This is a genomic window from Klenkia terrae, from assembly GCF_900491935.1.
GTDB lineage: Bacteria > Actinomycetota > Actinomycetes > Mycobacteriales > Geodermatophilaceae > Klenkia > Klenkia terrae.
On record NZ_UEXK01000004.1, the window covers coordinates 140,332 to 159,336 of the forward strand.

General features: G+C 71.9%; 23 protein-coding genes and 4 tRNA genes. 7 read left to right on the plus strand and 20 right to left on the minus strand.

Features of this window, described 5'->3' with window-relative positions; all coding sequences use genetic code 11:
• Nucleotide 1: 1 nt before the first annotated feature.
• The 6 genes from LFA75_RS00875 to LFA75_RS00900 form a co-directional block, all read right to left on the minus strand.
• Entirely contained in the window at nucleotides 2–1,225 is a 1,224-nt protein-coding gene (locus tag LFA75_RS00875; protein WP_225231892.1) for a glycosyltransferase family 4 protein, read from the minus strand.
• Nucleotides 1,222–2,136 (minus strand): phosphatidylinositol mannoside acyltransferase, encoded by a 915-nt coding sequence (locus LFA75_RS00880; RefSeq protein WP_225231893.1) that lies wholly within the window; start codon nucleotides 2,134–2,136, stop codon nucleotides 1,222–1,224. The genes LFA75_RS00875 and LFA75_RS00880 overlap by 4 nt, the downstream gene beginning before the upstream one ends.
• Nucleotides 2,133–2,765: a phosphatidylinositol phosphate synthase gene (pgsA, locus tag LFA75_RS00885; RefSeq protein ID WP_225231894.1), complete on the minus strand. Its 633-nt coding sequence runs from the start codon at nucleotides 2,763–2,765 to the stop codon at nucleotides 2,133–2,135. The genes LFA75_RS00880 and pgsA overlap by 4 nt, the downstream gene beginning before the upstream one ends.
• Nucleotides 2,765–3,298 carry an HIT family protein gene (locus LFA75_RS00890; RefSeq protein WP_225231895.1) on the minus strand — a complete coding sequence of 178 codons (534 nt, stop codon included), beginning with the start codon at nucleotides 3,296–3,298 and terminating at the stop codon, nucleotides 2,765–2,767. The genes pgsA and LFA75_RS00890 overlap by 1 nt, the downstream gene beginning before the upstream one ends.
• Entirely contained in the window at nucleotides 3,295–5,361 is a 2,067-nt protein-coding gene (gene thrS / locus LFA75_RS00895) for a threonine--tRNA ligase (protein WP_225231896.1), read from the minus strand. The genes LFA75_RS00890 and thrS overlap by 4 nt, the downstream gene beginning before the upstream one ends.
• Nucleotides 5,362–5,449: 88 nt before the next feature.
• The gene (locus tag LFA75_RS00900) at nucleotides 5,450–5,830 is read right to left on the minus strand and encodes an HNH endonuclease (protein WP_225231897.1); all 381 of its coding nucleotides are present in this window, start codon (nucleotides 5,828–5,830) and stop codon (nucleotides 5,450–5,452) included.
• 100 nt (nucleotides 5,831–5,930) lie between these two features.
• On the opposite strand from LFA75_RS00900, the gene LFA75_RS00905 reads away from it, so the two are divergent.
• The gene (locus LFA75_RS00905; RefSeq protein WP_225231898.1) at nucleotides 5,931–6,470 is read left to right on the plus strand and encodes a dihydrofolate reductase family protein; all 540 of its coding nucleotides are present in this window, start codon (nucleotides 5,931–5,933) and stop codon (nucleotides 6,468–6,470) included.
• A 207-nt stretch (nucleotides 6,471–6,677) separates the two neighbouring features.
• Here LFA75_RS00905 and LFA75_RS00910 read toward each other — a convergent pair whose 3' ends face one another.
• The 3 genes from LFA75_RS00910 to LFA75_RS00920 form a co-directional block, all read right to left on the minus strand.
• On the minus strand, nucleotides 6,678–6,974 hold the full coding sequence (locus LFA75_RS00910) for a hypothetical protein (RefSeq protein ID WP_225231899.1): 297 nt from the start codon (nucleotides 6,972–6,974) through the stop codon (nucleotides 6,678–6,680).
• Nucleotides 6,975–7,147: 173 nt separating this feature from the next.
• Nucleotides 7,148–7,822: a hypothetical protein gene (locus LFA75_RS00915; protein WP_225231900.1), complete on the minus strand. Its 675-nt coding sequence runs from the start codon at nucleotides 7,820–7,822 to the stop codon at nucleotides 7,148–7,150.
• A gap of 160 nt (nucleotides 7,823–7,982) precedes the next feature.
• Nucleotides 7,983–8,603: an SEC-C metal-binding domain-containing protein gene (locus tag LFA75_RS00920; RefSeq protein WP_225231901.1), complete on the minus strand. Its 621-nt coding sequence runs from the start codon at nucleotides 8,601–8,603 to the stop codon at nucleotides 7,983–7,985.
• Between the two features lie 487 nt (nucleotides 8,604–9,090).
• On the opposite strand from LFA75_RS00920, the gene LFA75_RS00925 reads away from it, so the two are divergent.
• Nucleotides 9,091–9,234, plus strand: a complete 144-nt coding sequence (locus LFA75_RS00925) for a hypothetical protein (protein ID WP_225231902.1) — start codon at nucleotides 9,091–9,093, stop codon at nucleotides 9,232–9,234.
• 166 nt (nucleotides 9,235–9,400) lie between these two features.
• Here the strand turns inward: LFA75_RS00925 and LFA75_RS00930 are convergent, their stop codons facing one another.
• The 8 genes from LFA75_RS00930 to LFA75_RS00965 all read right to left on the minus strand — a co-directional run bounded on the left by LFA75_RS00930 (nucleotide 9,401) and on the right by LFA75_RS00965 (nucleotide 14,535).
• Nucleotides 9,401–10,465 carry a helix-turn-helix domain-containing protein gene (locus tag LFA75_RS00930; protein WP_225231903.1) on the minus strand — a complete coding sequence of 355 codons (1,065 nt, stop codon included), beginning with the start codon at nucleotides 10,463–10,465 and terminating at the stop codon, nucleotides 9,401–9,403.
• A complete protein-coding gene (locus tag LFA75_RS00935) occupies nucleotides 10,462–11,073 on the minus strand; it encodes a hypothetical protein (protein WP_225231904.1) in 612 nt (203 codons plus the stop codon). Before LFA75_RS00935 ends, LFA75_RS00930 begins: the two co-directional genes overlap by 4 nt.
• Before the next feature lie 409 nt (nucleotides 11,074–11,482).
• Entirely contained in the window at nucleotides 11,483–11,656 is a 174-nt protein-coding gene (locus LFA75_RS00940; protein WP_225231905.1) for a hypothetical protein, read from the minus strand.
• Nucleotides 11,657–11,826: 170 nt separating this feature from the next.
• Nucleotides 11,827–12,276 carry a hypothetical protein gene (locus LFA75_RS00945; RefSeq protein WP_225231906.1) on the minus strand — a complete coding sequence of 150 codons (450 nt, stop codon included), beginning with the start codon at nucleotides 12,274–12,276 and terminating at the stop codon, nucleotides 11,827–11,829.
• Nucleotides 12,277–12,441: 165 nt separating this feature from the next.
• Nucleotides 12,442–12,513: transfer RNA gene (locus LFA75_RS00950), tRNA-Val, on the minus strand.
• Between the two features lie 32 nt (nucleotides 12,514–12,545).
• Nucleotides 12,546–13,040 (minus strand): TIGR02611 family protein, encoded by a 495-nt coding sequence (locus LFA75_RS00955; RefSeq protein ID WP_225231907.1) that lies wholly within the window; start codon nucleotides 13,038–13,040, stop codon nucleotides 12,546–12,548.
• Nucleotides 13,037–13,903 (minus strand): anti-sigma factor, encoded by an 867-nt coding sequence (locus tag LFA75_RS00960; RefSeq protein ID WP_225231908.1) that lies wholly within the window; start codon nucleotides 13,901–13,903, stop codon nucleotides 13,037–13,039. The genes LFA75_RS00955 and LFA75_RS00960 overlap by 4 nt, the downstream gene beginning before the upstream one ends.
• Nucleotides 13,900–14,535, minus strand: a complete 636-nt coding sequence (locus LFA75_RS00965) for a sigma-70 family RNA polymerase sigma factor (protein WP_225231909.1) — start codon at nucleotides 14,533–14,535, stop codon at nucleotides 13,900–13,902. The genes LFA75_RS00960 and LFA75_RS00965 overlap by 4 nt, the downstream gene beginning before the upstream one ends.
• 127 nt (nucleotides 14,536–14,662) lie before the next feature.
• Here LFA75_RS00965 and LFA75_RS00970 point away from each other — a divergent pair, with 127 nt between their 5' ends.
• The 4 genes from LFA75_RS00970 to LFA75_RS00985 all read left to right on the plus strand — a co-directional run bounded on the left by LFA75_RS00970 (nucleotide 14,663) and on the right by LFA75_RS00985 (nucleotide 15,516).
• Entirely contained in the window at nucleotides 14,663–15,127 is a 465-nt protein-coding gene (locus LFA75_RS00970; RefSeq protein WP_225231910.1) for an SsgA family sporulation/cell division regulator, read from the plus strand.
• Nucleotides 15,128–15,218: 91 nt separating this feature from the next.
• Nucleotides 15,219–15,290, plus strand: a tRNA-Gly gene (locus LFA75_RS00975).
• Nucleotides 15,291–15,329: 39 nt separating this feature from the next.
• Nucleotides 15,330–15,400 (plus strand) — tRNA-Cys (locus LFA75_RS00980).
• 44 nt (nucleotides 15,401–15,444) lie between these two features.
• Nucleotides 15,445–15,516, plus strand: a tRNA-Val gene (locus LFA75_RS00985).
• 46 nt (nucleotides 15,517–15,562) lie between these two features.
• Here the strand turns inward: LFA75_RS00985 and coaE are convergent.
• Nucleotides 15,563–16,156, minus strand: coding sequence for a dephospho-CoA kinase (gene coaE, locus LFA75_RS00990; protein ID WP_225231911.1), 594 nt, complete (start codon nucleotides 16,154–16,156; stop codon nucleotides 15,563–15,565).
• A 191-nt stretch (nucleotides 16,157–16,347) separates the two neighbouring features.
• Here coaE and LFA75_RS00995 point away from each other — a divergent pair, with 191 nt between their 5' ends.
• Nucleotides 16,348–16,620, plus strand: a complete 273-nt coding sequence (locus tag LFA75_RS00995; RefSeq protein WP_225231912.1) for a hypothetical protein — start codon at nucleotides 16,348–16,350, stop codon at nucleotides 16,618–16,620.
• Between the two features lie 16 nt (nucleotides 16,621–16,636).
• On the opposite strand, the gene LFA75_RS01000 is transcribed toward LFA75_RS00995, so the two are convergent.
• Both LFA75_RS01000 and rpsA read right to left on the minus strand, forming a co-directional pair.
• Nucleotides 16,637–17,365 carry a hypothetical protein gene (locus tag LFA75_RS01000; RefSeq protein WP_225231913.1) on the minus strand — a complete coding sequence of 243 codons (729 nt, stop codon included), beginning with the start codon at nucleotides 17,363–17,365 and terminating at the stop codon, nucleotides 16,637–16,639.
• 12 nt (nucleotides 17,366–17,377) lie between these two features.
• Nucleotides 17,378–18,874 (minus strand): 30S ribosomal protein S1, encoded by a 1,497-nt coding sequence (gene rpsA, locus LFA75_RS01005; RefSeq protein ID WP_225231914.1) that lies wholly within the window; start codon nucleotides 18,872–18,874, stop codon nucleotides 17,378–17,380.
• Nucleotides 18,875–19,005 lie beyond the last annotated feature (131 nt).

The window sequence follows — 19,005 nt, forward strand, 5'->3', positions numbered from 1 at the left end:
CTCAGGCCCCCGGTCCGCGGCGCAGCCAGCGGGGCAGGAACCGGTCGGCGGCCGGGGTCTCCGCGGGCTCGACGTCGGGCGGGTCGTCGTCGGCCGCGGTGACCTCGCCGCCGCCCGGCGGCGCGACGGTCTCGTAGACGGCGAGCACCTGCTGGGCCAGCGTGGCCCAGTCGAAGTCCGCGGCCCGGCGGTGCCCGGCGGCGGTCAGCTCCGCCCGCCGCGCCGGGGAGGCCAGCAGGTCGACCAGCACCCGGGCCAGGGCGCTGGCGTCGCCGCGGCGGACCAGCACGCCGGCGTCGCCGTCCTCGAGCACGCGGGCGAACGCGTCGAGGTCGGCGGCGACCACGGGGGCACCGGCGGCCATGGCCTCGACCAGCACGATGCCGAAGCTCTCCCCCATCAGGTTGGGGGCGCAGTACACGTCGACCGACCGCAGGAAGGCGGCCTTGTCCGGCTCGGACAGCTCGCCGAGCAACGTCACGGCCGGTTCCAGGTCCGGCCCCAGCAGGGCGCGCAGCTCGTCGGGGTCGCCGCGGCCGGCGACCAGCAACCGGGCACCGGGGCACTCCCGGACGACGGTGCGCATCGCCTCCAGCAGCACCGGCAGGCCCTTGCGCGGCTCGTCGTAGCGGCCCAGGAAGCCCACCGTCGGCGTGCTGCTCCCCCGCTGGTACCCGGGCAGCACCGGGCCCTCGGCGAAGGCGTGCACGTGCACGCCGTTGGGGATGACGACGGCGTCCCCGCCCAGGTGCTCGACCTGCAGCCGGCGGGCGAAGTCCGACACCGCGATCCGGCCGGCGATCCGCTCCAGCCACGGGCGCACGACCGGGCCCCAGGCGGAGAGGAACAGCGAGCGGATGGCGGCGGCGTGGAAGGTGGCCACGATCGGCCCGCGGGCCAGCATGCAGACCAGCAGCGACACCGACGGCGGCGCCGGCTCGTGCACGTGGACGACGTCGAAGTGCCCGTCGCGCAGCCAGCGGCGGACCCGGGTGGCCGACACGGGGCCGAACTGCCAGCTGGCCATGGACCCGTTGTAGGGCACCGCGTTGGCCCGGCCGGCCCAGGTGACGTGCTCGGCGGGCAGGTTCTCCTCGTGCAGGGCCGGGGTGAGGATCTCGACGTGGTGGCCCAGCCCGCGCAGCGTGTCGGCGAGGTCGCGCACGTGGTACTGCACCCCGCCGGGCACGTCCCACTGGTACGGGCAGACCAGGCCGATCCTCACCGGGCCGGGTCCGGGGTGACGTCGGCCCAGATCCGGCCGAGCTGGTGCCAGTCCACGGGCCGCTGGGCGATGCTGACCGCGAAGGCGTCGGCCACCCCCTGCATGCCGGCGTGCACCCGCTCGCGCAGCCGGCCCGCGCCGTGCACGTCGACCTCGGCGTGGACGGTGTGCCGCCAGCCCGTGCCGTCGAAGTGCGAGACCACCGGCATCAGCGCGGCACCGGTCTGCGCGGCCAGCAGGGCCGGGCCGCCGGGCATCGTGGTGGGCCGGTCGAAGAAGGTGACCGGGATGCCGGCCGCGGTCAGGTCGCGGTCCACCAGCAGGCACGCCGACCGGCCCGCGCCCAGCCACTCCTTGAGCAGCGCGGAACTCGGCCGGGCTCCCCCGGTGAGCGGCACGACGCGGAAGCCCAGGGACTCCCGGTAGGCCAGGAAGCGCTCGTACAGCGCCTCGGGCCGCAGCCGCTCGGCGACGGTCATGAACGGCCCGCCGAGCCAGTCGACGAGCCAGACCCCGGCGGCGTCCCAGTTGCCGCTGTGCGGCAGCGCGAGGACGACGGGCCGGCCGGCGGCGCGGGCGGCGTCCAGGTGCTCGGTGCCGACGACGGTGGTGCCGGCCAGCAGCCGGGGCACCCCCAGCGTGGGCAGCCGGAAGGCCTCCATCCAGTACCGGGCGTAGGAGCGCAGCGCGTCGGCGGTCAGGGCGTCGAGGTCGTCCCCGGTCAGCCCGGTGACGACGGCGAGGTTGGCCCGCAGCTGGCGGACGCCCTTCCCCTGCCGGCCGGCGGCCCAGCCGCCGGCCCGGTCGAACGCCGCGCGGGCCACCGGCTCGGGCAGCGCCTTGACCGCGCCCCAGCCAGCGGCGTACCCGGCGTCGACCAGGCGGTCCCGCAGGGCCTCGACCCGGCTCACGGGGTCGGGGGCGTCACCGGCAGCGCCTGCCCGCGGGACTGCTGGTAGACCGTGGCGAACCGCTGCCCGACCGTGATCGTGGAGCCCACCAGCAGCAGCCAGAGGCAGACCTGCAGCGCGTACGGGATGCCCAGGCCGGTGAAGCCGGTGCCGACCAGGATCAGGATCAGCCGCTCGGTGCGCTCGACCAGGCCGACGTCGCAGGTCAGGCCCATTCCCTCGGCGCGGGCCTTGACGTAGGAGGTCAGCACGCCCAGCACCAGGCAGGTCAGCGACAGCCACACGACCATGCGGTTGTCGCCCTCGCCGGAGAACCACCAGACCAGCCCGGCGAAGATCGCCGCGTCGGCGGCCCGGTCGCCGGTGGAGTCCAGCACCGCGCCGAAGACCGAGCCGCCGCCGCGGGCCCGGGCCAGCGCGCCGTCGAGCATGTCCAGCAGCACGAACACGGTGACCGCGAAGGCGCCCCAGAACAGCACGCCGTTGCCGATGACGAACACCGCGGAGACCACCGCCCCGACCGTGCCGAGGAGGGTGATCGCGTCGGCGGTGACCCCGAGCCGCAGCAGGGTGCGGACGACGGGCGCCCACACCTTGGCCACGGCCGGCCGCAGGTTGACCCCGAGCATCAGCCGGCCTCGGGGGCGGGCCAGGCGTCGGCGAGCAGCTGCCGGGTGTCGGTGAGCACCTGCGGCAGCACCCGGGTCAGCCCGAGCACCGGCATGAAGTTGGTGTCCCCGCCCCAGCGCGGGACGGCGTGCTGGTGCAGGTGGTCGGCGATGCCGGCCCCGGCCACCGAGCCCTGGTTCATCCCGATGTTGAACCCGTGCGCGCCGCTGACCTCGCGCACCACGGCCATCGCGGTCTGGGTGCAGGCCCCGAGCTCGGCGACCTCGGCGACGGTGAGGTCGGTGTAGTCGGCGACGTGCCGGTACGGGACGACCATCAGGTGCCCGGGGTTGTACGGGAACTTGTTCAGCACGGCGTAGACGGTCTCGCCGCGGGCCACGACCAACCCGTCGACGTCGCTCATCGCCGGGATCAGGCAGAACGGGCAGTCGTGGGCGTCGGTCGGCTTGCCCTCGCCCTGGATGTAGGCCATCCGGTACGGGGTCCAGAGCCGCTCGAAGACCGTCGTCGGCCCTCCGTCGTCCGGGTTCACGCGGTGGTCTCGGCGGCGGCGACCTCGGCCGGGGCCGTCGGGTCGTCGTTGCGGCGCTGGGCGACCCAGTCGGCGACCGCCTCGACGGCCTCGGCGACGGGCACCCCGTTGCGCTGGCTGCCGTCCCGGTAGCGGAAGGACACCGCGCCGGCCTCGGCGTCGGTGGCCCCGGCGATGAGCACGAAGGGCACCTTCTGCTTGGAGGCGTTGCGGATCTTCTTCTGCATCCGGTCGTCGGAGTCGTCGACCTCGACCCGCAGGCCGCGGGCCCGCAGCTGCCGGGCGACGTCCTCCAGGTACGGGATCTGGTCGTCGGTGATCGGGATGCCGACCACCTGCACCGGGGCCAGCCACGCCGGGAAGGCGCCGGCGTAGTGCTCGGTGAGCACGCCGAAGAACCGCTCGATGGAGCCGAACAGCGCCCGGTGCAGCATCACCGGCCGCTGCCGGGACCCGTCGGCGGCGGTGTACTCCAGACCGAAGCGCTCGGGCAGGTTGAAGTCGACCTGGATGGTCGACATCTGCCAGGTGCGCCCGATGGCGTCCTTGGCCTGCACGGAGATCTTCGGGCCGTAGAACGCCGCGCCGCCCGGGTCCGGGAAGAGCTCGAGGCCGGAGTCGACGGCGGCCTGGCGCAGCGCCTCGGTGGCCCGCTCCCAGCTCTCGTCGGTGCCCACGGACTTCTCCGGGTTGCGGGTGGACAGCTCCAGGTAGAAGTCGCTGAGGCCGTAGTCGGCCAGCAGGCCCAGCACGAAGTCCAGCAGGGCCTTGAGCTCGCCGGCCATCTGCTCGGGGGTGCAGTAGATGTGCGCGTCGTCCTGGGTGAACCCGCGGGCCCGGGTCAGGCCGTGCACCACACCGGACTTCTCGTACCGGTAGACGGTGCCGAACTCGAACAGCCGCAGCGGCAGCTCGCGGTAGGACCGGCCGCGGGAGTCGAAGACCAGGTTGTGCATCGGGCAGTTCATCGGCTTGAGGTAGTAGTCCTGCCCCTGCCGGCGGACGACGCCCTCGCTGTCGCGCTCCTCGTCGAGCTGCATCGCCGGGTACATGCCCTCGGCGTACCAGTCCAGGTGGCCCGAGGTCTCGAACAGCTGGCCCTTGGTGATGTGCGGGGTGTTGACGAAGGAGTAGCCGGCCTCCTCGTGCCGCCGCTGGCTGTACTTCTCCAGCTCGCGCCGGATGATCCCGCCCTTGGGGTGGAAGACCGCCAGCCCGGACCCGACCTGGTCGGGGAAGCTGAAGAGGTCCAGCTCGGCGCCCAGCTTGCGGTGGTCGCGGCGCTCGGCCTCGGCCTGCTGCTCCTGGTGGGCCTTCAGGGCGTCCTTGGACTCCCACGCGGTGCCGTACACCCGCTGCAGCTGCGGGTTCTTCTCGCTGCCGCGCCAGTAGGCGGCGGCCGCCCGGGTCAGCGCGAACGCCGGGATGGTCGAGGTGCGCGGCAGGTGCGGGCCGCGGCACAGGTCGGTCCAGACCCGTTCCTTCGACCTCGGGTCGAGGTTGTCGTACATGGTCAGCTGCGCGCCGCCCACCTCGACGTCGGCACCCTCGGCTGCCTCACCGGCCCCGCCCTTGAGGCCGATCAGCTCGAGCTTGTACGGCTCGTGCGCCAGCTCGGCCCGGGCGTCGTCGTCGCTGATCTCGCGGCGGGCGAAGAACTGGCCCTCCTTGACGATGGCCTGCATGCGCTTCTCGATCGCCTGCAGGTCCTCGGGGGTGAAGGGCCGCTCGGGGTCGACGTCGTAGTAGAAGCCGTTCTCCACCGGCGGGCCGATGCCCAGCCGGGTGCCGGGAAACAGGTCCTGCACGGCCTGGGCGAGCACGTGGGCGGTGGAGTGCCGGATCACCGCGCGGCCGTCCGGGCTCGCGGCCGGGACGGGCTCGACCTCGGTGTCGGCGTCGGGGACCCAGGCGAGGTCCTTGAGCTCACCGGCGACCCGCACGACGACCGCGCCGTCGGGACCCTTGAGCGGGACCCCGGCGTCCTTGAGCGCCTGGGTGGCCGTGGTCCCGGCCGGCACCAGGACGGTGACGACGGCGGATTCGGCGGGCGCGGCAGACACAGGGGGCTCCTGACGATCGGGGTGTTCGGGCTCCTGCGAGCGTAGTGGCCGGGCGCCAGCACCCCGACCGGCGCGACGGTGCCCCGGCCTACCCGGCCCGCAGCCGGCGGAGCTGGGCGTCCAGGTGCGGGCGGGCCCGGCGCTGACCGCCCCGCTCGGCGACCGCCGCGGCCAGGGCATCCAGCGCCCGGGCCACCCGCTCGGCGTCGGGCTGCCAGCCCCGGGCCCGGCACTCGGTCAGCCACTCGACGGCCCCGCGGTGGCCGCGCTCGGCGTTGCAGCGGCTGCACGCGGCGACCTCGTTCTCGGCCCACGACGGACCGCCCCGCACCCGCGGCACCAGGTGCTCGGTGGTCGGGTGCACCCAGCGGTCGAACGTGCGCCCGCACCACACGCAGGTCGGGCCGTCCCGGTCCAGCGCCGCGGACAGGCGCGCGGCGCGGTCGGGCTGGGCGGACACGGGGTCCATGCTCCCCCCGGACGCGGCCGCGTGCCGGGGACGATGAGTCCTGGGGCCCGTGCCGGTCCTGACGACGACGAACCACCCACCGACCCCGGGAGCGCACGCCATGGGCAGCATCAAGGTCCACCTGTTCACCACCGTCGACGGGGTGGTCGACGCCCCGATGTGGACGATGCCCTACGGGTTCCCCGAGGACCTGGCCGCCGCGGTCGGCGGCCTCACCGCCGGCGCGACGGGCATCCTGCTGGGCCGCACGACCTACGAGATGTTCGGCCCGGCCTGGTCCACCCGCACGGCCGCCGATGACCCCGGCGCGCCGTTCTTCAACGACACCGAGAAGTTCGTCGTCTCCGGGACCCTGACCGACCCGTCCTGGGGCCCGGCGACGGTCCTGGGCGGCTACGACGCCGACCGCATCCGGGCACTGCGCGCCGAGCACGACCTGTACGTCAGCGGCAGCGCCACGCTGGTGCGGGCCCTGGTCGCCGACGGCCTGGTCGACGAGCTGCACCTCTTCGTCTACCCGGTCGCCGTCGGCACCGGGATCACGCTCTTCCCGCCGGGCACGCCGCAGACCGCGCTGTCGCTGCTGTCGGCCGACCGGCTCAGCAACGGCGTCGCGCACCTGGTCTACGGACCGGCCTGAGACGACGACGGCCCCCTCCCGGCGCGGGAGGGGGCCGTGTGCGGTGGGCGATACTGGGATCGAACCAGTGACCTCTTCGGTGTGAACGCTGGTGGACCTCCGCGCTGACCTGGGCGAGAGCTGCTGACCTGGCGGTTCAGGTGTCGAGGGTGTCAGGGATGCAGGCGCTGTCCGTCGTCCTGGCGCACCAGCGGTGCACGGGCCGGGTCAGCCGAGCGAGACGTCGAAGCTCCAGCCATCCGCCTCGAGCTCGGCGGCGCTCTTGCTGATCTGGCCTTGGTCGCCGACCTCGACGGAGTAGAAGGCCGCGTCACCGAGGTCAGAGACCGTCACCGACCGAAGGCAGCCGCCGCCGATGTACGCGCCGTCCCCGAGGCTGGCCGCTCCGAGCAGAGCGCCGTCCCCATCGGTCACCCGGACCGGCGTCCCGGAGCCAATGTCGCTGTACCCGCCGGTGCCGTTGCAGCTCTTTCCCAGGTCGGAGTCGGTGAGCGAGAACGACACGTCGACGTCCTGGCCGCCGCGGAACGCGCCGGTGCTGATCAGTACGGAGACGACGAGCCCGATGGCCAGCAGCCCAGCGACGCCGGCAGCAACGCCAACGCCGACACCCGCTGGGACAACGCTAATCTCACGCTGCTGGCGACCTGGGGTGCTCTCCGCTCAGTCCCATAGCCTCAGCCGGCGCTTGGTGTCGAGCGCGACCGTGGCTGGGTCTCCGCCACATAAGGCGTCACCGCTTCGCTGTCTGTCCTCAATCCAAACGGGCCGGGCCGCTCGGCCAACATGACCGCGGCCGCCAGTGGCTCAAGACCGCGATAGATGATCCGGCCAGCCGCCAGCACAGTCAGCCGTAGCGCGCTCTCGGACTCCGCCCGCAGGTGCGCCAGCAGCTCCTTCTCAGGTGGTGCTGCGTCGTAGTGCACGCCGCCTTCTCGGTTGGCGTAGTGCTTGATCAACTCCCGGATGGTGACCTTCTCGTCACCCCGAACAAGGGTGTCGTGGCTCAGGAACTGCTGGAGCGTCCCCTCCCAGGGTGGGGAGTCGGCATTGACGCGACGAAGTTCTTCCGACTGCATCTCCGGGTGCAGATCCAGGAGAATTGGGTCAAGCCAGCTACCCGGCACCCACGCGACTCCCCCTTCGGCTCCGGTCGCTACACGCAGGCGCCCCCACCTAAAGCTGAGACGAAGACAAAACTGCCTGTTGACTTCGGCGTACAGCGGCCGACCATCCATCACCAGGCGGCGGATGAGCCCGGAGGCCTGGACCATGTCGTACTCGGACGCCCGCAGATCAGTCCTTCGACGGAGATCTTCGAGGGTGTCGATGAACAGGTCATCAGCATCCATGGTGCAACCGTAGGACGGTCCGAGAGGATGGGTTGCGTGACCAGTACAGACCAGCAGCGTCACCGGGCGCTGACGGCCGCGGCGCTCACTGCTGCGCTGTCGCTCGTGGGTTTGGTCTACACCGACAGGTGGCCGGGCTTGTGGGTCATCCTGCTCGCGGTCACGCTGGTCCAGGTGGCGTACTGGGCATGGATCGGACGACCGGGGACCCGTGGCAGTGCTTCCACTTCAGCCCGCTCCAGCACGGGCAAGTCTGGTTGCGTCCCGGGCTCGCGGTAGATCCGGTGGTCTGCTCGACCACCGACCGAACCATCTGCTCGATTTGCCTCTCCGAGATGGGTGCCGGCGATCGTGCGGCGATGATCAGCGCAATCAGCGCAATGACCGCGCTGATCCACATGCCGACCTCCATCCGGTTGTTCTGGTTGGACAGCCACATGGCCACCGGGGCGAGAGCCGGGTCGGTAGTCGTCAACCGGTTGGCAAGCTCCGCCTGACTCACCCCGGTCCCCCGCATGGATCGCAGCTCCGACTGCAGACCCTCCAGCTGAGACCGATCGAGGCCCCGCAGGGTCTTCGCGGCGAACTGGGTCATCTTCAGGTAGCCGTCGGAGACGACGCCATCTCCGCCGCAGCGAGGACAGGGTCCGATCGTCATCTCGGAGAACGATCCGTCGCCGTCCACGGCGAACTGAGTCTCCCAGGGCAGCCCACACTTGGTGCACCACGCCGGCAGCCAGTCGGTGCGCTCTCCCTCGGGGATGGGCTTGACCGTGATCATCGGCTGATCCTCTGGCGGCACGCCCTCAGAGCTAAGCTTGCCCATGTCGATCCCCCAGATCGGCCACGCCCCGGGTCGATGCCAGTCGACGCCGGGGCCCTTGCTGTCGGGCGGACGCTACCTGCACGGAGGTTTCTGGGCCGTCCAGTATTGCCCATTAGGACGGGGTGGGAACCTCGTAGCACTCCCACCCCGCCCGCGCCGTCTGCCCTACTTCGTCTCGCGAAGCAGAAACCGCAGAATGATCAAGCAGAGCACTATGAGCTCCACCCTCCACCTCCCCCTACTGGCCTTTCTGGTTGAGAGGACCGGGAGTTAGCCGCAGGGGGGAGCGGTCGCGGAACCATCTTGCTGCGCTGACGCTTTGTCGTCTATCTCCGGCATCCTGCGCCCGACCGTTGGTGCCCAGTTCCGGTCGGCTGTGCCCGACACGACGCGCCCGTCGCGGGTTGCACACCCATAGGGGTCCGGGGGTAGGACTGCGGCCATGACTGAGACCGCACGCCACGCCATTAAGCCCAACACCACCTACGACCCGCAGAAAGCAACGGAGAGCGTCGACTGCATTTGCGGCGACCGGGTGCCTTCCGCGCAGATCGAACAGCACGTCCGCGACGGCAACGGGGAATAGACCAGGCAGTGCTGCCGCCAGACCCTCGGGCCGGCGGCAGCCCGCCCGCCGCCGGCAGACCAGCGCCACTACCGGCCACAACAGAAGTGAGGACAACGCCAGCGCCCCCACTCGGCTACGGCCGGGCGGGGGCGCTGGCGTCGTGGTGGTGGCGCACGGTCGACACCTAACGGACCGTGTTGCCGCCGATCACACGCAGGCCGTGGTGCTGCGTTCCTGTGTAAGGGCCGAGGTCGTCCCCCGTCGCGTAGCCGACCATCACCGCGATGTCCTGCGTGGTCAGCCCACTCGCGCGCATCGCGTCGCCGATGCTGGCGGCCAGCGTCGGGTGCTCAACAGCAACCTCCTCGCTGCCTGGCTCGCTGGTCTTCCACCCCAGAGCTGAGATCTGCCGGTAGAGAGCCGAACGCCTCTGCCCTGTGATCGTGCCCAGACTCGCCGCCCTCTCGATTAATGCCTGCACGGACACCCCCCACTCACGCTTTAGGTGGAGCAGTCGGCCCAGTTCGGGGTTCCGAAGCTGTGACTTGATGGCCTGCGAGGGCATCAGGAACTCGGCTGCGAACGCGAACGCGTCGCGCTCGATGTCGTCGGTGGGTTCGTTGCGGTGCAGGCACAGATGCCCCAGCTCGTGCGCCAGGGTGAGTCGCTTCCGGTCGGTCGGCGCGGTGCTGTTGATCAGCGCAACAGGGTGCCCGGCGATCCACTGCGACAAGCCCTCGACCCGACGGGTGCCGAAGTCCTCCTCGACCACAACGCAGCCAGCTGACTCCATCCACCCCATCAGCTGCCGGACCGGTCCAGCAGGCATCCGCCACTGCATCCGCACCATGCGCGCCGCGTCGTCAGGCGCAGTCTCGAACGGATCGAAGGTCGGCACGGTATTTCGCGCCTGCATCTGCACCTGCTCGAGCAGCTTGCCCGCGCGGAGCCGGTGAAGGTTCAGGCGCGCCTCTAGCATCCGCCATTTGGTAGGTGGGGCGGTCTTCGACTTGCGCATATGCACGTCGACGCCCAGCGCGCCCTCAATGTCTCGACCGCGAAGAAGGATGTCGGGGGTCACGCCCACCGCCGCCGCGATTGACCGAAGGTCTTCGTCGCTCGGAGTGCGGAGGTCGTGCTCCCACCGAGACAACGTCGCCTGAGTCACGCCAGCGCGCTCTGCGATCTCGCCCTGTGTCCATCCTCCGGCCCGGCGGGCCATCTCGATGGCCGCTCCGAGCGTGCTCATCCTCGGCCAATCTCCCGCGCGGGTGCGCTCGGCATCACGATGGTGGGCAGCTGCGGCCCGTCGACCGGGCCCTGGATCACCGAAATGTCGCCGCTGCCCTCGCCGCCGATCCTGGGCAGCTCGATCACCCACAGCGGCTTGTCCATGCTGACGTGCAAGCTCATAACGGCCCGGCCCATACTGCCCAGGTTCTTGTCCCACTCGTAGCCGACCGCGAGGTTGACGCATTCCATCGACGGCAGGGTGGCTGGCGGCTCGGCCCAGAAGTCGAGCGCGGTCTGGGTCGGGTAGCTGACCACCCCTCCGGCGCTGTCGTGCAGCTTGAACCGCACCTGGAACTGGCTGCCGATGTGCAGATTTCGCGTGGTGCCCTTCTCCACAGCGTGCAGACCGTCGAGGTCCTCACTCAGGTCGACGACCCGGTGCCAGATGCGCTCGTGGATCAGGTTGAACGTCATCCGTCCGCAGTCCTGCGCTGCCCAGACGGGGAAGGCGCCGACGTACCGGTTGTAGTCCTCGCGTGCTCCGTCCACCGCCGTCCGGAAGAGCTCCATCGACTTATCGCCGAGGAGCATCACCACGTTGTCGGGCGAGGCCGTGTAGATCATACCGCGAAATATACCACTCTTCCCGGTCGACCGCGCCCACCACGTCGGCAGCCGTCAGGCCTGCGGCAGGAGGCCAACCGTCGCTGACCACCGCCACCAAGTGCGCCCGTGGTCGTCGACGTCGTCGTCCAGGTCGGTGACGACCATGACGTCCAATCGGGGTGCGCGCCGGCGTCGGCGGCGGCCAGGCGCAGCCGGCCCCGAAGCGCGGCCTCGGCTCGGGCCCGGCCCGGGGACGGGAAGGACACCGTCGCCTCGAGCTGCTGCACGACCACCTCGCATATGGCTCCCGCCGGCCACGGGGGTAACCGGCGGGAGCAGCTTCCACGGTATGCCCGGTCACCGACAGAACGAAGCCCCACTGACCACCCGCATGGGTGGTCGGTAGGGCTTACTCATCGTCCGGGTACTACCGGTTGGCGTCGGCGATCTGGATCAATACCAGCAGCACGCCGACGACGGTCACCCAGAAGAAGACCTGCAGGATCAACTTGATCGTCGACACGTCCCGGGCCTGGGCCTCGATGGCCCTCGTCTGCCGCTCCAGGTGGCTAGCCTGGTACTGCTCGAACGTCTGGGGCATCCCAGCTGGGTTGGTCATGGTTCCCCCGTGGTCATGGTCGTTCCGAGACGCTAGCGCGCGGCTCGGCCGCGCATCCGGCTGCCGCGCAGCCGTCGCACGAGCAGCGGCTGAGCGGCCAGCGCATCAGGTCGACCGCATCGCCATGTTCCTGTCCGGGGGTGGCCGGGTGATCACGCAGGAGGGACCACGACTCCGAGCGCGGCCTGAGTGCCCGCGTCGTAGACCACTCGAGCGTCCGGGCAGTAGGCGTCAATGAAATAGGCCCGGTCCACCAACACCTCAGCCAGCTCGCTCTCGGTGTAGAGCGACTGCATCCCGGTCACCAGGCCAGACATGTCCGCGACGGTGTTGTCGCAGGTGTTGCCTGCGACGCTGACGGCCTCCTGCTCGGTGATGCCCGGGGAGATGCCGCGAGCCGAGACGGCGTCGGTGTAGGCCTCATAGGGCTCAACCGGCTCCGGAGCCGCGCTGGTGGTGGCCGACGAGCTGCTGGACGTAACCGTTGGGCCAGTGCTGGAGGAATCGTTGTCGGTCCCCCCGCACGCTGCGAGGAGAAGAGCTGGCAGGCAGAGCAGGGCAGCGCGGCGCATCGAGTCCCCCGTGGTCGTGGTGTCCCGCACGGTACCGACACTGCCTCGTCCACAAGGTCGACTCGCCGCGTGCGACCTGGAACGCCATCCGCCAGCACGACGCTAATGAGCCTGGCGCACCAGCGGCGCACGCCCAGGAACGCAGCAGGGGCCGCACCCTAGTGGATGCGGCCCCTGACCTGGGGGTTCTTGCTGTGGGCGATACTGGGATCGAACCAGTGACCTCTTCGGTGTGAACGAAGCGCTCTACCGCTGAGCCAATCGCCCGGCTGCGGTGCTCGCAACAGTGTGCCAGACGGCTACCGCCAGAGCGGCACCCACCCCGGGACCCAGGACGGGACGCCGAGCAGGTGCAGCACGACCACGATGACGCCGTACACGAACGCCGCCGTCACCAGCGCGACCAGCCCGCGCACCCAGATCGGCTGCCGGCCGAGCCAGTCGGTCCAGACCTTCACGTTGCGCTTGGTGAACTCCAGCAGCCGCTCGGCCCAGGTGAACTCCGTGGCCAGCACGAACAGCGCGGCGATGACCGTCAGCCAGCCCGGGCCGGGCAGCGGGATGGTGACCAGGCCGAAGGCCAGCAGCAGCCCGCCGACGACGCCCACCCCGGCGCGGTAGGCGGTGTCCGAGGTCCGGTTGGCGGCCAACCGCTTCCGCCACGGCCGGCGGCCGATCCGCTCGCGCAGGCTGACCGTGTCGTCGCCGTCGTAGCGCGCCCGGCGCTCGTCGGCGGACTCCCGGGGACGACGTCCCCCGGGTGCGGTCGCCGTGTCCGACCCGCTGCTGCTCAACTGGTCACCTGCCCGTTCGCGACGATCTCCGACGGGGACGCCGGAGCGGTGCGACCGGGCTCGATGCTGATGCCGTAGGCGGTGTAGTCGTCCAACCCGGTCGCGTCGGACCCTACGGTCCGCAGGTCGACCCCGTCGGCCACCACGTCGAACGTGCCCAGCGCCACCGGGGTGCCCTGGGTCATCCCCCACAGCACGTAGGTGCTGTCGGTCCGGTCGTTGGCGGTCATGCCGTCCACCACGACCTGGGCCTGCCCGTCGCGGGCGAGGACGGTGGCCACGGTGCGGCCGTCGTGCTGCATCGGGGCGACCGTGACCTCACCGGGCGAGAGCAGCGAGGACATCACCGAGGCCTGGGAGTCAGCGGTGGCCTGCGCGGAGTCGCGGTCCTGGGTCAGGACGACGTTCCACGCACCCAGGGCGAGGATCGCCGCCACCCCGGCGGCCACCAGGGCGTTGGGCAGCGCGTGCCGCCACCCGGTGCGGGAAGGGCGGTGCCGGGCCGCGCGGGCGGCCGGGCCGGGGAACGCCACGACGGTCGCGGGCACCTCGGGTGCGAACCCGCGGTCGACCACGGCGTCCCGGTCGTCCTCGGGGCGGTGCACCTGCTCCGTCTCGGCCACCGCGGCGCGCAGACGGTCGCGCAGGCCCGGCGAGGGCTCGGCGGCCGGCAGGTCGGACGCCATCGCGGCCATGGCCTCGGTGGTGTCGGCGACGGTCGCGGTGCAGCGGGCGCAGCCGGCGAGGTGGGCCTCGAAGCCGGCCTCGTCCTCGGGCTCGAGCGCGTGGAGGGCCCAGCCCACGGCCAGCTCGTCGAACAGCTGGTGGTCGGCGTCCTCGCGACGTGCCTGCCGCCCGCTCATCGGGTACCCCCCTCGATCGCAGCCGCGCCGAGCGCCCCGCCCAGCGAGCTGCCCATGTTCTCCTTCAGCCGGCGCATGCCGGCCAGCATCCTGGTCTTCACCGTGCCCAGCGGGGTGTCGGTCAGCGCCGCGACCTCGCGCTGGGTGTAGCCGCCGTAGTAGGCCAGCGTCAGCGCCTCGCGCTGGGCGGCGGGCAGCCCCTGCAGCGCCTTCCGCACGCGCTCGGCGACCACCCGGTCGGCGGCCTCGTCCTCGACGTCGCCGTGCGCGGTGGGCTCGGTCAGCCGCAGGTCGTCCTCGGCCCGGGTCTGCCGCCGCCGGTGGGACTCCTCGCGCCGGACGGCGTCGACGGCCTTGTGGTGGACCATCGCCAACAACCAGGACGCGAAGCTGCCCCGCGCACCGTCGAAGGCACCCGGGTCCTTCCACACCGCGAGGAACACGTCCTGCAGCACGTCCTCGGCCAGGGTGTCGTCGGCGAGCACGCGGCGGGCCAGCGCGAAGGCCGGACGGCGGAACCGGTCGTAGAGGTCGTCGATCGCACCGCGGTCCCCCGCCTGCACGCGGCGCACCAGCTCTGCATCGGCGGCCGCGTCCTCCGCACGCCTCGGGGGTCGGGTCACGAGTCCCATGGTCACACGTCGCATTCGCCACGGGGGCGCTTTCCGGTTCAGCGCGCGGCCCGGGCCACCCGTGCGGGTGGTCGCCGGACACGCCGCCCGATCCGTCACCTCCCCGCCGCCCGGTCGTTGTGCGGGCATGGCGAGTCCTGTGATGCCGGGTTGCTCGACCCGCACGACGCTGCAGCTGGTCGGCCCCACCTCGTGGACGGAGGTGTCGGCGGCCCTGCGCTACGACTCCGGTGACCCCTTCGCCGTCCGGATCCGCTTCGGCGGCCGCGCCGAGGCCGTCGACGGCGACGACGCAGGCAGCGGCGTGGAGTGGCTGGTCGCCCGCGACCTGCTGCACGCCGGGCTGAGCCGGCCCTCGGGCGACGGGGACATCCGGCTGTGGCCGGCCCGCACCCCCGGCGACGTGCTCTTCCTGGAGCTGCGCGCCCCCTCCGGGCACGCGCTGTTCGAGCTGTCCCGCGCCGTGCTGGCCGGGTTCGTGGCCGACACCGAGCGGCTGGTCCCCCGCGGTCAGGAGTCCGAGGTCGTCGACGTCGAGCCCGAGCTCGTCGCGCTGCTGCGCTGCGAACGGCCCGACGCGGACGGCCGCTGACCGCTGACCTGCGGGTTCACCCGGCGGACACCCCCCGGTGACCCCCCTGTGCAGAGGCGTCTGAGGGGTCGTCTAGAGTTGTCGATGCACTGCGGATGTGGCTCAGTGGTAGAGCATCACCTTGCCAAGGTGAGGGTCGCGGGTTCGAATCCCGTCATCCGCTCGGAACCGGGCCCCGATCTCACGATCGGGGCTCGTGTGCGGTGGAGTGGCCGAGAGGCGAGGCAACGGCCTGCAAAGCCGTCTACACGGGTTCAAATCCCGTCTCCACCTCGACGGCCCCCGGGCGTGATCGAGGCGGGGGTCGGGAACAGCACGGGCGATTGGCGCAGCGGTAGCGCGCTTCCCTGACACGGAAGAGGTCACTGGTTCGATCCCAGTATCGCCCACAGAACGCAAGGCCCCGGAGCAGCTGCTCCGGGGCCTTCGTCGTCCTCAGACCCGGCCGGCGACCCGCTGCGCCCAGAAGGCGGCCACCTGGTCGGCGAGCTCGTCCCTGGTGCCGTCGTTGACCAGCACCACGTCGGCGACCGCGGCCCGCTGCTCGTCGGTCGCCTGGCCGCGGATCCGCGCCTGGGCGTCCTCCCGGGTCATCCCGCGCTCCACCAGCCGGGTCAGCCGGACCTCCAGGTCGGCCTGCACGACCAGGACGACGTCGAAGGAGCCGGCCTGGCCGGTCTCGACCAGCAGCGGCACGTCCTGCACCACCACGGCGCCCTCGGGCGCGGCGGCGACCAGCTCGGCGGCCCGGGCCCGGACCAGCGGGTGCACGACGGCGTCCAACCGGGCGCGCTGCTCGGGGTCGGCGAAGACCACCGCCGCCAGGGCAGGACGGTCCAGGCCGCCGTCCGGGCCCAGCACGCCGTCCCCGAACGCCTCGACGACCGCGGCCAACCCCGGGGTGCCCGGTGCCACCACCTCGCGGGCTAAGCGGTCGGCGTCGACCAACCGGGCCCCGCGCTCCACGAGCAACGCGGCCACGGTGCTCTTGCCCGACCCGATGCCCCCGGTCAACCCGATCCTCAGCATGCCGCGACCCTCGCACACCCCGGCCCGGACCTCACCCGCACGCCGTCGAGGTCACGATCCGATGACGACGGGCCCTGCAGCCCCAGGAGTCCGGCGCGTCGCACCAGTCCCACGCGTCACACGACCTACGTTCCTCCCTGACGCCTTCCCTCCCCCGACCGAGGGCGCCGCCGAGAGAGGTAGGCACGACCATGTCCCGTTCCACGACGCTGGAGTCCCCGTCGGCCGTCGCCGACCGCCGCGCTCCGGGTCGGCACCGGCTCGACGTCGCCGGCGGCGTCCGCTGCTCGGAGCTGCCCGCCGTGGCCGCCCGCCTGGAGCGCTCCGCGACGCCGCGCACGGGCCTGGTGGCCTGGCTGCGTGCCCTGCTGCCGTCGGTGCCCACCGGGCGCCACACGTGGGACTTCCTGAGCAACGCCGGTGGCCGACCGCGCTCGGCGTTCGCGATCATCCTCAGCCTCTGACCGCGACGGCCGGCGCTCAGCCGGTCGGTGCGCTCGTCGACGTCCCCGCTGGCCGCCCGGTCGGCGGGGACGTCGTCGTCCCCGCAGCGGGTTCGGCAGCGGGCCCGGCAGCGGCGACGGCGAGGGCCGTCAGGGCCGTCCGGGTCCCGGGCGCGTCGAGCAGGCCCGGCACGAGGGTGACCACGTAGGTCCGGGCGGCCACCACGGCGACCAGGGTGGTGTCGGCCGGACCGGCGACCAGGACGGCGTCGGTACCCGGCACGACGGCGTCCTCGACCACCGCTCCGGCAGCCCGCCCCGACTCGGCGGCCAGCTCGAGCCGGGCCGCCGCCGACGCGGTGTCGGTGTAGGTCGCCACGGTGACCTGCAGCAGCGGGTCACTGGCCCCGGCAGTGCCGGTGGCCGGGGTGACGCCGTACCCGCAGGTGACCCGACCGGTGCGGCCGACCCCGGGCTCGGCCTGCCCGAGCAGGTAGGTCGACGTGCCCGGCAGCCGCACCCCGAGCGCCTCGTTCACCTCGCTGACGGTGAGCAGGTCGGCGCAGGTGGCAGGCAGCTGGAAGGCCGGGGCCGCCGCCGTGGTCGCCACGGGGGCGGCCGAGGTGGTGGGGGCGGTGCTGGTCGTCGGCGCGGGGTCCGGTGCCGCCCCGGCGAACCCGGCGCACCCCGCCGTCCCCAGCAGGCCCACCAGCCCCAGGGACGACAGTGCGCCGCCCACCCGGTGGGGTGGACGGCGCACGGTCATGCGATCAGCGGGTCACTCGCCGCCGGCGAGCTTGGCCCGCAGCGCGGCCAGCGCCTCGTCGGAGGCCAGGGTGCCGCCGCCCGAGGACGGAGCACCGGTGCTCGCGGCCGGACCGGAGTCCGACTCGGGAGCGTCGCTGGAGTAGCTGCCACCGGCCGCAGCCTCGGCGTCGGCCTCGCGGGCCGCGACGATCTGCTTCTGGTGCGCCTCGAAGCGGGCCTGGGCCTCGGCGTACTGCCGCTCCCACTCCTCGCGCTGGGTGTCGAAGCCCTCGCGCCACTCGCCGGTGTCGGAGTCGAAGCCCTCGGGGTACACGTAGTTCCCCTGCTCGTCGTACGACGCGGCCATGCCGTAGGCGGCCGGGTCGAACTGGTCGTCCTCGGCGATGACGCCCTCGTTGGCCTGCTTCAGCGACAGCGAGATGCGACGACGGTCGAGGTCGATGTCGATGACCTTGACCAGGATCTCGTCGCCGACCTGCGCGACCTGCTCCGGGATCTCGACGTGGCGCTCGGCCAGCTCGGAGATGTGCACCAGGCCCTCGATGCCCTCGTCGACGCGCACGAACGCACCGAAGGGGACGAGCTTGGTGACCTTGCCGGGCACGACCTGCCCGATCTGGTGGGTCCGGGCGAACTGACGCCACGGGTCCTCCTGGGTCGCCTTCAGCGACAGGGAGACGCGCTCGCGGTCCAGGTCGACGTCGAGGACCTCGACGGTGACCTCCTGGCCGACCTCGACGACCTCGGACGGGTGGTCGATGTGCTTCCAGGACAGCTCGGAGACGTGCACCAGGCCGTCGACGCCGCCCAGGTCCACGAAGGCACCGAAGTTGACGATCGAGGAGACCTGACCGGTGCGGACCTGGCCCTTGGCGAGCTTGTTGAGGAACTCGCTGCGCACCTCGGACTGGGTCTGCTCCAGCCACTGGCGGCGGGACAGGACCACGTTGTTGCGGTTCTTGTCGAGCTCGATGATCTTGGCCTCGAGCTCGCGGCCCACGTAGGGCTGCAGGTCGCGGACGCGACGCATCTCGACCAGCGAGGCGGGGAGGAACCCGCGCAGGCCGATGTCGAGGATCAGGCCGCCCTTGACGACCTCGATGACGGTGCCGGTGACGACCTCGTCGGCTTCCTTCTTCGCCTCGATCGTGCCCCAGGCGCGCTCGTACTGCGCGCGCTTCTTGGAGAGGATCAGCCGGCCTTCCTTGTCCTCCTTCTGGAGGACGAGGGCTTCCACCTCGTCGCCGACCTTGACGACCTCGTTGGGGTCGACGTCGTGCTTGATGGAGAGCTCGCGCGAGGGGATGACGCCCTCGGTCTTGTAGCCGATGTCCAGCAGCACCTCGTCGCGGTCGACCTTGACGATGACTCCCTCGACGATGTCTCCGTCGTTGAAGTACTTGATCGTCAGGTCGATGGCTGCGAGGAAGTCCGCCTCGGAGCCGATGTCGTTGATGGCGACCTGCGGGGTGGTGGTGCTGTCGGGACGGACCTGGGTGGAGGTCATGTGGTCGAGTGCTCCGGACGGGGGGTGTGGAGGGACAGGGACGTGCCCCGGCCGCGATGACCGGGGTGGGGTTCACGGGAGAGGTGGGAGGGCGACCCGGGGGCCGCCGGCACCACAGACCTCTGGCGCAC